This window comes from Hymenobacter busanensis, from assembly GCF_008727865.1.
Taxonomy (GTDB): domain Bacteria; phylum Bacteroidota; class Bacteroidia; order Cytophagales; family Hymenobacteraceae; genus Solirubrum; species Solirubrum busanense.
The window spans coordinates 1-13,122 of the sequence record NZ_VTWU01000003.1; the positions used below are offsets into that span (position 1 = coordinate 1).

The 13,122-nt window shown below is 57.0% G+C and carries 13 protein-coding genes; 5 read left to right on the forward strand and 8 right to left on the reverse strand.

The genetic code is table 11. The annotated features are described in order from the left end of the window. Nucleotides 1-1,486: 1,486 nt before the first annotated feature. On the reverse strand, nt 1,487-2,626 hold the full coding sequence (locus F0P96_RS07900; protein WP_160620289.1) for a J domain-containing protein: 1,140 nt from the start codon (nt 2,624-2,626) through the stop codon (nt 1,487-1,489). Between the two features lie 167 nt (nt 2,627-2,793). On the opposite strand from F0P96_RS07900, the gene F0P96_RS07905 reads away from it, so the two are divergent. The 3 genes from F0P96_RS07905 to F0P96_RS07915 are packed head-to-tail and all read left to right on the forward strand — an operon-like array spanning nt 2,794 to nt 4,629. Then, entirely contained in the window at nt 2,794-3,162 is a 369-nt protein-coding gene (locus F0P96_RS07905; protein WP_151078327.1) for a phage holin family protein, read from the forward strand. A 20-nt stretch (nt 3,163-3,182) separates the two neighbouring features. Then, nucleotides 3,183-3,878 (forward strand): hypothetical protein, encoded by a 696-nt coding sequence (locus F0P96_RS07910; RefSeq protein ID WP_151078328.1) that lies wholly within the window; start codon nt 3,183-3,185, stop codon nt 3,876-3,878. Next, a complete protein-coding gene (locus F0P96_RS07915; protein WP_151078329.1) occupies nt 3,856-4,629 on the forward strand; it encodes a phosphoglycerol geranylgeranyltransferase in 774 nt (257 codons plus the stop codon). Before F0P96_RS07910 ends, F0P96_RS07915 begins: the two co-directional genes overlap by 23 nt. 78 nt (nt 4,630-4,707) lie before the next feature. Here the strand turns inward: F0P96_RS07915 and F0P96_RS07920 are convergent, their stop codons facing one another. From F0P96_RS07920 to panC, 7 genes are all read right to left on the reverse strand, one after another. Beyond that, a complete protein-coding gene (locus F0P96_RS07920) occupies nt 4,708-5,631 on the reverse strand; it encodes a helix-turn-helix domain-containing protein (RefSeq protein WP_151078330.1) in 924 nt (307 codons plus the stop codon). 158 nt (nt 5,632-5,789) lie between these two features. Then, complete coding sequence (locus F0P96_RS07925; protein ID WP_151078331.1) at nt 5,790-6,929, reverse strand: acyl-CoA dehydrogenase; 1,140 nt, start codon at nt 6,927-6,929, stop codon at nt 5,790-5,792. 208 nt (nt 6,930-7,137) lie between these two features. Beyond that, a complete protein-coding gene (locus tag F0P96_RS07930; protein ID WP_151078332.1) occupies nt 7,138-7,830 on the reverse strand; it encodes a zinc metallopeptidase in 693 nt (230 codons plus the stop codon). A 62-nt stretch (nt 7,831-7,892) separates the two neighbouring features. After that, complete coding sequence (rfaE2, locus tag F0P96_RS07935; protein WP_151078333.1) at nt 7,893-8,378, reverse strand: D-glycero-beta-D-manno-heptose 1-phosphate adenylyltransferase; 486 nt, start codon at nt 8,376-8,378, stop codon at nt 7,893-7,895. Then, nucleotides 8,362-9,414, reverse strand: coding sequence for a lysylphosphatidylglycerol synthase transmembrane domain-containing protein (locus tag F0P96_RS07940; RefSeq protein ID WP_151078334.1), 1,053 nt, complete (start codon nt 9,412-9,414; stop codon nt 8,362-8,364). The genes rfaE2 and F0P96_RS07940 overlap by 17 nt, the downstream gene beginning before the upstream one ends. A gap of 78 nt (nt 9,415-9,492) precedes the next feature. Beyond that, the gene (panD, locus tag F0P96_RS07945) at nt 9,493-9,840 is read right to left on the reverse strand and encodes an aspartate 1-decarboxylase (protein WP_151078335.1); all 348 of its coding nucleotides are present in this window, start codon (nt 9,838-9,840) and stop codon (nt 9,493-9,495) included. Between the two features lie 69 nt (nt 9,841-9,909). Further along, nucleotides 9,910-10,749: a pantoate--beta-alanine ligase gene (gene panC, locus F0P96_RS07950; RefSeq protein ID WP_151078336.1), complete on the reverse strand. Its 840-nt coding sequence runs from the start codon at nt 10,747-10,749 to the stop codon at nt 9,910-9,912. A gap of 119 nt (nt 10,750-10,868) precedes the next feature. Here panC and F0P96_RS07955 point away from each other — a divergent pair, with 119 nt between their 5' ends. Together F0P96_RS07955 and F0P96_RS07960 are read left to right on the forward strand one after the other, a co-directional pair. Beyond that, on the forward strand, nt 10,869-11,681 hold the full coding sequence (locus F0P96_RS07955) for a glycogen/starch synthase (RefSeq protein ID WP_151078337.1): 813 nt from the start codon (nt 10,869-10,871) through the stop codon (nt 11,679-11,681). Further along, on the forward strand, nt 11,665-13,089 hold the full coding sequence (locus F0P96_RS07960) for a DUF4270 family protein (RefSeq protein WP_151078338.1): 1,425 nt from the start codon (nt 11,665-11,667) through the stop codon (nt 13,087-13,089). The genes F0P96_RS07955 and F0P96_RS07960 overlap by 17 nt, the downstream gene beginning before the upstream one ends. Nucleotides 13,090-13,122 lie beyond the last annotated feature (33 nt).

Consider the following 13,122-nt stretch of genomic DNA (forward strand, 5'->3'; position numbering starts at 1 on the left):
TTAGGCCTGCCGCTAGCGTTCATCCTGAGCCAGGATCAAACTCTCCATTGTAGTATATTGTCGATCTAGCCGAAGCTAGATCCATGTCGAGTGCTGATCCGACCCGTATTTGACGAGCTTTATTCTTTGTACGCTGCTCGTTGCTCTACCGAAGCAGAACAAGTCTTACCAATTGTCTTTCCAGTCTTTCAAAGAACTTTCGTCGACTCCTGCCGAGCCAACTTAGCAACTGCATGAAGCAGCTAGTACCGAATCTTTTGTTTTAGACAGTGCAAGAGACAAACTCCTGTCATTATCTAATTCGTTCAAAACGTTTCAAGTTTTTTTGAAGTCGCTTTGTTCCGTTCGGGGTTGCAAAAGTACGAAGCGTTTTGTGATTTGCAAGAGTCGACAGAAGAAAATTTTCTCGATTTTTTTTCTGAGAGCTCTTAGCAGCACATAACCACATCATCGTGAGGCGCTACGTGTTTTATCATTTCGACTTACCCACAGGCCCGACGTCTTCGGGACGACAAAGGTACGATAGAAATATGCAGAGTCGCGCTATTCGTTCCAAGATTTTTTTGGCACTTGGCGTTTAGGATGCCGTTTCTTGCTCAGCTCTTCGTATTAGAAAAGTTAAATATGCATTTAAACGCAATGCGCAAGACAGTGGGTCATATTCAGTTACTGCTTGTGCCAACGACTTCACACCGGTTAAGCTCTTAGCGGTACCCACAAGTTATATAGCTTATGGCACTTGGAGGTTGGGATTACCCCGAAGTAGATCTAGACAGTATTCTATCTTAAGAGGGGCTGAGGTCATATGATTATAGATGCAGGAATCTTCAAGAAGCAGTTATTAAGGCTCCGGTCTGCATATTGGAACAAGTCCCAGTTTCGAATGTACCTACTATGAACCCATCCTCAGGCGCTCCTGATGTTGGTGAACAGGTGCCTGGTGCTAATGTACCTCCTTTTAGTGTAGGTATGCCCCCGGCATTTTTCGGCCTTTCACCTATTGAAAGCAGTGTCGTTGGAAGTCGTTGGAATAAGAAGTGAAGTGGTTGTGGTCCCTTGCCGCGTCAAGTTCAGCTCCACCCAGACCATAGCACCATGACGCAACGACACCAGTTATTTGGTGTGTGCAGGGAGTAACTGGTGATAAACTAGTGGTACTCGCTATTCAATGGAACTAGTGGCTAGTACGAAGCGCCTGAAAACCTTTAGGCAATACTTCCACGAAGAAGTTTGTCTGATTGCAGTAAGGCAGACTCTGCAACCTATAGCATCTGCGGCCAACTTAAGGGTACAGATAGATGAGTTGCGGCAGTTGGTTACGCAACTGATTGGGGCGTTACGCTCTTTTCCGCCGGTACTCTTATTGTTACCAAGTTCCTCTCTTCTAAGCTTGGTAGCAACAAGTGTCATTCCCCTTCTACTATGTATTACCGCAACAGAAAAGAAAGTGGCATTGCATGCTCATTCACCGGGGTTTTATGATCCTTCAACTGCGGCAGCCAATAGTGCGCCGGGCCTGCTCGGCTGGTGGATAGCCATAACAGGCTCCCCGACGGAAAAACTCGCAGGCAGCTCGGGTGCGTCCTTGCTTTTGAGCGACACGACCTAATAAGAAATGAATCTGGCCGCTGGTAGGTCGAAGCAGAAGCACTTGCTGATAGTCGACTAAGGCCTTGGCGTAGTCGCCCATTTTGAAAAAGGCTAGCCCACGGTAGGTAAGCCACTTGGCCGATGGCGCTTGTTGGCCTTCGCGTTGACGAATCCCGACATTAAAGTCCCGTACGGCGGTGGGAAAACGGCGGCGTTCGAACAACCATACTTCGCCCCGCGCCAGCCACGCGCTACTGAGCGTGGTATCGAGCACCAAAGCGCGCGAAAAGGTTTGCAAGGCTACTTGGGCTTTGCCCTGACTGGTTTCGCACTGCCCGATGCGGTAAAGTAGTTGCGCGGCCGTCCGGCGGTTGCTGGTCAGGCCCAGCGCCGCTACATAGTCGGTACGCGCCTGGTGGTAGTCGTGAAAGATTAACTGCTCGATTTCGGCCCGTCGTCGCAGAGCACGGACATGTTGGGGGCGAAAATGTAGGGTTTCGGAAAAGAAGCTGTGTGCGGCACTCCAGTCGCCGTGCACGTAGGCGCGCAAGCCATCCTGGTAGTTGCTGGCGGCCGTTACGCGGTCCATCACCCACTTCAGGCTAAAGGCAAACAGCAGCATACCCACTACCAAGGCCGCTATTAATTGATAGTCGCGGCGGGTGAAGCGGACTTTGCCACGGCGCACGTAGTGGCGCTCGGCCGAGGCTGCGGGGCGGCGGGTGCACAATGGCGCGGGCGGTGGCATGGGTACGCCATACACGTGCTGGGCCTGCGGGCGGTAGGCTTGGGCCCGCCGTTGCTCTTCAGCCCGCAGGGCGGCTAGGCGTAGTTGGTGGTCGTAGGCAGCGCGGCGGTCGGCGTCGCCTAGCACTCTATATGCGGCGGCTACTATTTTAAATTGCTCCTCGTGCAGCGTGCTGCCCCCGTTACGGTCGGGATGGTAGCGCAGTGCCAATTGCTTGTAGGCGTGTTTGATGTCGGCCGGCGTAGCCGACGAAGCCACGCCCAGCACCTGGTAGAGGGTTTGACTCACGGGGCTCGGGAAGAAGGTAAAAGTACGGGGAAGTATAGACGCGCGGCCAGCTTTTCCGTATGAATGCCTCGGTCTGTACAACTCCGACCACGCAGTTGGAGTTCGACCCAACTTGCTGCTTTCTTCGCCTCTGCCCAACCTCCTCACCTAACCGACTCTGCCGCCGTATGGCTACCGACGACGACAAAACGCCCCGCAACGACTCGTTGATGAGCAACCTAATGGGCTACATCGATACGCGCATCGATTTGGTGCGCCTCGAAGTGCAGCAGAAAGTAAAAACCGCTTTTGTGGGCGCGGCCCAAGGCGTCACGCTGGCTTTGCTCGGGCTGCTGTTCCTGGTTTTCCTGAGCATCTTCGCGGGTCTGGCCCTGAACGACGCCCTCGACAGCCACTACTGGGGCTTCGGCATTGTAGCCGGTTTCTATCTGGTGCTGCTTATCATCTTTGTAGTAGGCGTGGGCAAAAAGCTCTACCAAGGCTTGGCCGATAAGATGCTGGACGACACCATCTACAAATCAGACAAGCGTCAATAACCACTTTCAACAGCTGCGCAATGAGCGAATTGCATAACCCGCTGTTCGACGACGAACGGGAGTTTCTGGAACGTCAGAAACTGGAATACGAACGCGCCCTGCTGGGCGATGTGGACCACCTCAAAGACCAAACGACCCGCGTGGGCAAATACGTGGCCATCGGGGCTGCTATTCTGGGCGGCTTCTGGATCGTGAGCAAAGTCTTGAGCAGCCACGACGATGAGGACGACTACGACGAGTTGCCGCGTCCCAAGAAAGGCAAGAAGGTTCGGCGCAAGGCCCGACTAGCCGCGCAATCCGATGATTATGGCTTCGGTGGCGGCGAGCATCCGCGGGCTCAGCTGGCTCCGGATGTGTACCACGCCACGCCCGCTGCCGACGCTGATCCTTTTCCAGCTTTTGATGCCGGTGGTCAATCTTCGGCCGTCGTACCCGTCACGCACTACCAGCAGAAGCGCACCGGCTACCAGCGCCCTGAGCCGCAGAATTCCTTGGTCTGGGACACGCTCAAGGCGTTTGCCGACTCCGATGCGGGCAAGATGCTCATCGGTCAGGTGACGGGCGTACTCATTGCCTTGATAACGCGCAAAGTGAACGACTTGATGGAAGTAAACAAAAATTCGGACCTTGCAGCTTCGGCCACTGAGCCCGAAACCAAGGACATCGACTTTGTCATCCACCACGACGACGCGCATGCGCCTAACCCGCCTGCATGATGCTCTGTACGCCCGCCGGCAACGCGGCCAGAAGTCCCTGGCTGTCCTGCTCGACCCCGATAACCTCGACGAGGCGGCTGGGCAGCGCATTTTAGATTTGACTGCGGCGCATGCCGTCGATTACTTTTTCGTAGGGGGCAGCTTGGTGACCACACAGCACCAGGCTGCCCTCATTCGTTTGCTGAAAAGCGCCTCGGAAGTGCCCGTGGTGCTGTTTCCCAGCAACAGCGTGCACATCGATTCGCAGGCCGACGCCATTTTGCTGCTGTCGTTGATTTCGGGCCGCAACCCCGATTTCCTGATCGGGCAGCACGTAGTAGCTGCGCCCATCCTGCGGGCCAGTACCCTGGAGATTCTACCCACCGGCTACATGCTTGTCGACACCGGCCGCCAAACCACGGCCAGCTACATGAGCGGTACCACCCCCCTACCCTACGACAAGCCCGGCATTGCTGCCTGCACCGCTATGGCAGGCGAACAGCTAGGCCTGCGCCTGATGTACCTCGACGGAGGCAGTGGCGCCATGTATCCCGTGGCCCCGGCCATGATTCGGGCTGTGCGCCAGGCTGTCGACGTGCCCATCATCGTGGGAGGCGGCATCAATACGGCCGAAAAGGCACATGCTGCGCTGGCCGCCGGGGCCGACGTGATTGTAGTGGGTAACCAGATTGAGAAAGACCCGGAGTTCCTCGGCGAAGCGGCGCGCGTGGTGCACACGTTCAACTCAGTGCTTAAAGCGGCTCTGAACTAAGCGCCCGTAAACCATCGATAACGAAAAAGGCCCGAACCGCAGCGGTTCGGGCCTTTTTCGTTATCGATGCAAGGCTCGTTAGATGTTCATGGCCGATTCGCGGCGGCGCATCTTGCCGGCTGGAATGCCGAACATCATCTTGAAGCGGCGGCAGAAGTAAGCAGTGTCTTTGTAACCTACCTCTTTGCCGATGTCGCGGATGCTTTTCTTGGTGGTGCGCAGCAGGAACACGGCGCGCTCCATGCGCTGGTATTCGATGTAGTCCTGCGGATTGATTCCTGTCAGCATCTTGAAGTACTGGCCCACGTAATCTTCCGACACGTTGGCCACGCTCGACAGCACTTTGTTCGACAAGTCGCCGCCGAGGTTCTCCTTGATGTAGTTGAACAAATCGATGAGGCGCGGGTCCTTGAAGTAAGTGCTGTTGGTAGCAAGTTGCTCCACAAACATCTTGTTCTTCAGAATATAGCGAATGATTTCGACCACGATATTTTCCGTGTAAATCGATACCAGACGCTCCCGGCCGGGCAGTTCCTGCAGGCTTTCTTCTACTACTTTGATGACCAGGTTGGCCAGCTTCGAGTTGCCGCTGATCAGGAACGCGGGCACGTCGAGCGAGGCGAAGAAGTTCACCGAGTCGAACACCTTGGCCTCAAACGAGACGAACGAATGGCTTTCCTCGGCGTCGCCGATGAGGTCGAGGTCGTCGTTGGAGTGGAAAAACTTGTCCTTGTTACTGATCAGGTCGTCGTTGGTGATGACCTTGCCGCCCGTCTCGCCGTACGTGACGCGGGTAGCACGGCCGCCAGGAATGAACAACATGTCGCCCTCTTCGATGACTTGCTCGTCTTCGCCGAACGTAATGCGGCCTTTGTGCAACAGGATAAGATTGTTGCCGACGTCATAGGAATTGCGCACAGTGAAGGGCTGCTGCAACACCAAGTTTTTGGCTTTGATGTAACGGACCCCGAGGGATTCGATGACTTTATTGTAATCTTCCATATTCGGCTGCAGTGGGTGGGTGGGTGTTCAGTTCGTCCGTGGGTGCGGCTGTTACTAGACAATGCAAAAGAAGATATAAAAATTCACAAAAACGAAAACCCAGCCAAATTTTTGGCTGGGTTTAGTGCAAGAGTTCTGACTTTAAGGCAATTCGCTTTCTACTTCAGGATTTCCCGCGAGATTACAATTTTCTGAATCTCGGAAGTTCCCTCGTAAATCTGGGTGATTTTGGCATCGCGCATCATGCGCTCTACGTGGAATTCTTTCACGAAACCGTAGCCGCCGTGCACCTGAACGGCCTCAACAGCAGTGTCCATAGCAACTTTCGAAGCGAAGAGCTTGGCCATAGCGCCCGACTTGCTGTAATCCAGGTGAGCGTCCTTGTCGTGAGCAGCCTGCAGGCACAGCAGACGGGCCGCATCGATGTTCGTGGCCATGTCGGCCAGCTTGAACTGGATGGCCTGGTGCTGCGAAATGGGCACCCCAAAGGCTTTGCGCTCCTTCGAGTATTTCACGGCCAACTCGTAAGCACCCGAAGCAATGCCCAAGGCCTGCGCCGCAATACCGATGCGGCCACCGGCCAGCACCTGCATAGCGAACTTAAAGCCGAAGCCGTCTTCGCCGATGCGGTTTTCCTTGGGCACCTTCACATCGGTGAACATGAGGGAGTGGGTATCGGAACCGCGGATGCCCAGCTTGTTTTCTTTCGGACCAACCACAAAACCGGGCGTGTCCTTCTCCACGATGATGGCGTTGATGCCGCGGTGCTTCAGCTCGGGGTTGGTTTGGGCAATGACGAGGTAGACCGAAGCCGAAGAGCCGTTGGTAATCCAGTTCTTGGTACCGTTGAGCAAGTAATGGTCGCCTTTGTCCTCGGCAGTGGTGCGCTGCATGGTGGCATCGGAGCCGGCTTCGGGTTCCGAGAGGGCGAAGGCGCCGATCATTTCACCGGTGGTGAGCTTGGTCAGGTACTTCTGCTTCTGCTCCTCGGTGCCGTATTTTTCTAAGCCCCAGCACACCAGCGAGTTGTTCACCGACATAATAACCGAGCACGAGGCATCGACCTTGCTGATTTCCTCCATGGCCAGCACGTAGGAAACGGTGTCCATGCCGCCGCCGCCGTATTCGGGGCTCACCATCATGCCCAGAAAGCCCAACTCGCCCATCTTCTTGACTTGCTCGGCGGGAAACTTCTGGTGCTCGTCGCGCTCGATGACGCCGGCCCACAATTCGTTTTGGGCAAAGTCGCGGGCGGCAGCCTGTACGGCGAGTTGTTCTTCGGTGAACTGAAAATTCATGCGGGGAAGCGGTTAGGGAAGGGACGGGAAGCCGCTCGAAGAACGGCAGTGCAAAAGTAGGCACGCCTACAACAGCTTTGCAACCCGGTGGTTAGAATCGGGCAGCATGCAACAATGATGGGCCGCTACTCGCGAGTTGTTGGCCTAACGGAAACGGGGCCGATGAGTTAGCATCATCAGCCCCGTTTCCGTTAGGTTTCAAGAAGGATTAGTTGCGGTTGCGGCCGCCCATGAAGATGCTCACGTAGTAAAGCAGCGTCGCCAAGGAGCTGATGGCAGCTACGACGTAGGTCATGGCGGCCCACCACAGCGCATCTTTGGCCATGGCGTGCTCCTGCGTGGTGACGATGCCGCGGCGGTCGATCCAAGCCAGGGCGCGCTTGGAGGCGTCGAACTCCACGGGCAACGTAACGAAGCTGAAGAGCGTGGTGAGCGAGAACAGCGCAATGCCGAGGCCCAGCGGAATAACCGAGGTGCGAATCATGAGTACCCCGGCCAACAAAATCCAAGGCATGAAACGCGACACCGCGCTCAGGGCCGGCACCATGGTGGAGCGGAACTGCAGCATGCTGTAGGCCGTGGCGTGTTGCACGGCGTGGCCACACTCGTGGGCGGCCACAGCCGCCGCGGCGGCCGAGCGGCCCTCGTATACCTCGGCGCTCAGGTTTACGGTTTTGTCGGCCGGGTTGTAGTGGTCCGACAGGCGGCCTTCCGTCGACACGACCTTCACGTCGTGGATGTTGTTATCGACCAGCATGAGCTCGGCAATCTGCTTGCCCGAGAGGCCCGACTGCAAACCGATGTGGGAGTACTGGGTGAACTTGCTGCGCAAGCGCCACTGAATGAGGAAGCTCACCAGGGTGAGGCCAATCAGCAGCATGTAAAACGGGGAGAGAATCATGGCGTGTGAGAGTCGTTGAGAGTGGGCGGCTGGGCGACGAGCGAAGCGGCCGTTCCGCTTCCTTACGCCTCCAAGCCTTTAACGATGCGTTCGACAATGCGCGTGGTGCTGTAGCCTTGCACCAGCGGCACTGTGAGCACCTGCCCGCCGTTGTTTAACACAAACTCGTGGCCCACAATTCCGCTGATGGCGTAGTCGTCGCCTTTCACCAGCACGTCGGGCCGCACGAGCTGAATTAGCTCCAGCGGGGTGGGTTCGTCGAACAGCACCACGGCATCGACAAACAAAAGCGACGCCAACACGCGGGCACGTGACACTTCGTCTTGCAGGGGCCGGCCGGGCTTGAGGCGGCTCACCGAGGCATCGGTGTTCAGGCCCAGCACTAGCACGTCGCCCAAGGCACGCGCTTTTTCGAGGTAATCGACGTGGCCGAGGTGTAGCAGGTCGAAGCAGCCGTTGGTAAACACCACCCGGCGGCCGTCGCGGCGCCACGCCGCCAGCCGCTCCAGCAGTTGCTCGCGGCTGACAATTTTATCTTTCGTCGGCATGCGCTACGGTCGTTTCGGCAGAATCAAGTTTGGGCGACATCACGTTGCGGCCCGATTTCAGGACGCTGGCCACAAAGCTGATGCCGCCCATGAGCACTACCAACAGGGTTTGTGACCCGTGAATGACTAGGGCGTAAGCCACGCCGGCTTCTTTGGTGAGGCCGTACACCAGCAGCGTGCGGCTCACCATCAGGTGAAACACGCCGATGCCGCCCTGCACCGGCGCGGCCATGCCAAATGCCCCAAAGGTGAGCACCGACAAGGCTGCCACGATACCCAAACCAGCTGTGGCTGCGAAGGCAAAGAAGGCCAGGTAATCCATCAGGTAGTACACCAGCCACGTGAAAAACGTGTGGAACCAGAACAGCCCCTGCCGCTGCACTTTGCGCAAGCTGAACACGCCCGACAGAATGCCGCGCACGAACAGCACCGCTTTGTTGAAATATTGGTTGCGGCGCAGGCGCTCCAGGTTGCGAATGCCCAGCACCAGCAGCAGCACGCTCAGCACCACCAGAATGACGGCTATGCCCAACAGCAGGGAGCCGCGTTGCTCCAAAACGCCCGCTTTATCGGATACGGCGGAGGCCACAAAGTCCCAGAACTTGCCAAACTCCAACACCAGCACCGCGCCCAGCAGGAGAAACAACACCAGCACGTCGATGATGCGCTCGGTAATGACCGTTCCCAACGACACATTGACCGGTATCCCGCCCATACGCCGCAGCACCGAGCACCGAATCACCTCACCCATGCGCGGCAGTACCAGGTTGGCCAGGTAGCCCACCATCATGGCATGGTACACATTCCAGTACGAGGTGCGGTGGTTGGCGGCGTCGAGCTGCATCTTCCAGCGGTAAGCCCGGCTGAAGTAGCCCAGCGCCGACACCAACGCCGTCAGACCAATCCAGAAGTAGTTGGCCTCGCGCAAGGCTTGTCCGATTTTGCTCAGGTCTTGCCCGCGCACGGCGTACGCCATCAGCAAGCCCGACAACGCCAAGAGCAAGACATATTTGAGGATATCGACGAGCTTTTTCACGCGAAACAACACAAGGCAGTAGTTGGCAAAGAAAAGCCAGCAACCGAACGGTGCTGGCTTTCGAGGAATTTGGGGGTGTTAGACGAGCCGGTTGTGCTGATCGGGAAACACCACGGTGGGCTTATGTTCCCGCGCTACGGCAAAGTCAATCAGGGCGTAAGAGAAAATAATGACGATGTCGCCAACCGCTACCCGGCGGGCCGCCGGGCCGTTCAGGCAAATCATGCCCGAGCCCCGTTCGCCCTTGATGGTGTAGGTTTCCAGCCGCTCGCCGTTGTTGACGTTGACCACCGTCACTTTCTCGTTTTCCACCATGTTGGCAGCGTCGAGCAGGTCTTCGTCGATGGTGATGCTGCCCACGTAGTGCAGCTCGGCTTGGGTAACCTTGGCGCGATGAATTTTAGACTTAAGAACCTCGATGTGCATGGAAAAGCAAGGCCGGTAATTGAGCCGCCAAAGATAGGCAAAATCACTCCGGCCAAATCGGGGCGGCGTCTAGCTCGCTGGCACCACCACGTTGTCGATGAGCCGCACGCCACCCAGCCACGCAGCCAAGCAAATAACCACATCGTGCCCTGGCTCTATGGTTGGTTGCAGCGTACGCGCATCCGCTACTTCCAGATACTCCAGTTCGATTTCTGGAAACTGGTGCAGGAAGGCCGTAGCCTCGGTTTGCGCTACGGCTGGTCCCGCCACCAAGCGTTGCTTTGCCAGCTGCAACGCCTCGTAAAGCCGCGGTGCCAACGCACGCGCCTCCGCCGACAGGCGCCGATTGCGCGACGACATGGCCAGGCCGTCGGTTTCGCGCACGGTGGGCGCCGCCACCAGTTCCAGGTCGAAGCTCAGGTCCTGCACCATTTGCCGCACAATAGCGACTTGCTGCCAATCCTTTTGCCCGAAATAAGCCCGGTGCGGTCGGCTCAGGTGAAATAATTTGCTGACGACCGTGGCTACCCCGTTGAAATGCCCCGGTCGGTGGGCGCCTTCCATTACGCGCTCCAGGGGCCCAAAATCGAACTTAAGCACCGCAGGCTGGGGGTACATCTGCTCGGGTGTGGGGGCAAACAGCGCCGTGCAGCCCGAGGAGCGCAGCAGTTCGGTATCTGAACCGAGCACCCGGGGATACATTTTGAAGTCTTCGGTGTTGTTGAACTGCGTGGGATTCACAAACACGCTGACAATCACCACATCGTTCTGTTGCGCCGCAGCGTGCACCAGTTGCAAATGGCCTTCGTGCAGGGCGCCCATGGTGGGCACAAAGCCGATGCGGCGGCCTTCGCGGCGCCAGGTTTCGGCGCGGGCTTGCAACGCGGCGGCGGTTTCGAGTATCTCCATGAAAACAAGGGGGCTTTGCCGAGACCCTACGGGCGATATAGTGGATTTATCGGGCAAAATTGTTTAATTTTGTGCGTCCCAATGGTGTATCCCTTTCAAAACCTCACGTTTCACCCCGTATGTCGAAGCTAAGAATACTCTATGCTGCCACGGAAATCAATCCGTTTTTGCAAACGACCCGGGTAGCGGAGTTCCTGCGGCGCCTGCCGCAAGGTATGCAGGAAATGGGGATGGAAATCCGCATTTTCGTGCCCCGTTTCGGCATTATCAACGAACGTAAGAACCGCTTGCACGAGGTGGTGCGCCTCTCGGGCATCAACATTGCCGTGGGCGAAGACGAGAAGCCGCTGATTATCAAGGTGGCCTCGATTCCGAACGCAAAGTTGCAGGTGTACTTCATCGACAACGAGGACTACTTCCACCGCAAATCGGTACTGCGCGACAAAAACGATCAGTTTCACCCCGACAACGACGAGCGCGCCATCTTCTTCTGCAAGGGCGTGCTGGAAACGGTGAAGAAGCTGGGCTGGTCGCCGGACATTGTGCACTGCAACGACTGGATGACGGGCCTGATGCCGCTGTACCTGAAAACGACCTACAAGAAGGACCCGATTTTCAAGGACGCCAAGAGCATCTTCACGGTCTACAACAACGAGTTCGACTACAAATTCGACGGCAACATCATCGAGAAGGCCAAGATGCTCGACATCGACGACTCGATGCTGGCCGCGCTGCAGTCGGCTGACTTCCAGGGCTTCATCAAAATTGGCATGGAGTACGCCGACTCGGTGGTGCGCTCCGACGAAGATTTCAGCGACAACGTAAACGCTTTGTTCAGCGAGTACGCCAAAGGTCGCAACATCGGGCAGGTAGCCGACGACGAAAACCTGCTGAATTCTTACTTCACGCTGTATAATGAATTGGCCAACTAGGCTATTTGCCTCGCGGACGTCTGTAGCCCTGCTGCTGACGTCCGCTTTGTTTTCGCTCGGTTCGTGCGAAGACCCTAACGAATTGGGCCTCGACCTGCCCGGCACCACGTCTATCAGCGCCCAGTACGAAGACCTGCCCGTGGTGGCGTCTACTATTCTGCAGGATTCGCTCCCCACGCTCAAGCGCGACTTGTGGCTGGTGGGCCAACTGCGGGACAACAACACCGAAGCGACTACCACGGCCCGCTCGGCCTTGAACTTGGTGGTTAGCGAAGACTCGTTGCCTTCGAAGTTCACCAACGCCCGGTTCGACTCGGTGGTGATGTATCTCGGCTATAGCCGGGTATGGGGCAGTGCGACCCAGCTGGCGAATTTCGACGTATACAACCTCGCACAACCGCTGAATGACCGGGCGCTTTACTACTCCAGCACTCCAATTCAGGTAGCTGGCAGCCCCATTGCCAACAGCGGCCCGGTGAAGCTTAACCGCGTGATTCGCAACAAGGCCAATACCGCCGACAGCATTCAGCTGCCGTTGCGTCTGCCGTTGGCGCTGAACAATTCCAACAGCTTCTTTAGCGGGCTGTTTACCAAGCTCAACACCACGGGTTTCGATCAGGCGGCGCTCAACAGCTATTTCAAGGGGTTTGCGCTGGCCCCGGCCGCATCGATGCAAAACGCCATCATCGGCTTCAACCGCACGGCGGAATCGGAACTGGTGTTTTATTACACCGCCCCCAACGTGAAGAGCAAGCAGAAGCAGTACCGCTTGTACTTCGGGGATGCCGTAGCTGGTGGCAGCGGCGCTGCCTCGCCGCGCTACTACACCCAAATCGACTACAACCGCGCCGGTGGCCGGTTGGCTATTTTGGCCAACGACAAGGACTCGGTAACGGCCGACGTAACCGACGGCAATGTGTACACGCAGAGCGGTACGGGTTTGGCAACCAAGCTGACCATTCCGGGGTTGGCCCAACTGCGCAACCGCGTGGGCCTGATTGTGAACCGCGCCGAATTGATAGTACCGGTGAAGGCGGGCACCAATGCCTTGTTTACGTTGCCGAACGCGCTTTTCCTCTACGAGGTGAACCGTAACAACCGCATTCTGCTGCGCACCGTCAATGCCGAACCGAAAGAGCGCGCTGTGCAGGCCGACGGGCAAAACCCGCGGGGTATCGAAAACGAAGCGGCGCTGCTTTCCGCTGAACCCACAACCGGCAACCGGCAGTTCAGTACGTCGCTCACCAGCTACGTGCAAGCCTACCTGAACAACCAGCTCGACGGCGAACGGCCGGCAGGCTTCCTGCTCACTCCTTCCCTGCGCCGGGCCGGTCAACTCTCCCTCGACCGTGCCGTACTCAATGCCTCGGGCATTCGGTTACGTGTATATTACACAACGCCTAAGTAGCCGAGTTGCGTAGGCAAAACTTCGGCACGAGCT

Coding starts and splice junctions, on each gene's coding strand:
- F0P96_RS07905 (WP_151078327.1), top strand. CDS start 2,794: ATGGCTACCGACGACGACAAAACGCCCCGCAACGACTCGTTGATGAGC.
- F0P96_RS07910 (WP_151078328.1), top strand. CDS start 3,183: ATGAGCGAATTGCATAACCCGCTGTTCGACGACGAACGGGAGTTTCTG.
- F0P96_RS07915 (WP_151078329.1), top strand. CDS start 3,856: ATGCGCCTAACCCGCCTGCATGATGCTCTGTACGCCCGCCGGCAACGC.
- F0P96_RS07920 (WP_151078330.1), bottom strand. CDS start 5,631: ATGGAAGATTACAATAAAGTCATCGAATCCCTCGGGGTCCGTTACATC.
- F0P96_RS07925 (WP_151078331.1), bottom strand. CDS start 6,929: ATGAATTTTCAGTTCACCGAAGAACAACTCGCCGTACAGGCTGCCGCC.
- F0P96_RS07930 (WP_151078332.1), bottom strand. CDS start 7,830: ATGATTCTCTCCCCGTTTTACATGCTGCTGATTGGCCTCACCCTGGTG.
- rfaE2 (WP_151078333.1), bottom strand. CDS start 8,378: ATGCCGACGAAAGATAAAATTGTCAGCCGCGAGCAACTGCTGGAGCGG.
- panD (WP_151078335.1), bottom strand. CDS start 9,840: ATGCACATCGAGGTTCTTAAGTCTAAAATTCATCGCGCCAAGGTTACC.
- panC (WP_151078336.1), bottom strand. CDS start 10,749: ATGGAGATACTCGAAACCGCCGCCGCGTTGCAAGCCCGCGCCGAAACC.
- F0P96_RS07955 (WP_151078337.1), top strand. CDS start 10,869: ATGTCGAAGCTAAGAATACTCTATGCTGCCACGGAAATCAATCCGTTT.
- F0P96_RS07960 (WP_151078338.1), top strand. CDS start 11,665: ATGAATTGGCCAACTAGGCTATTTGCCTCGCGGACGTCTGTAGCCCTG.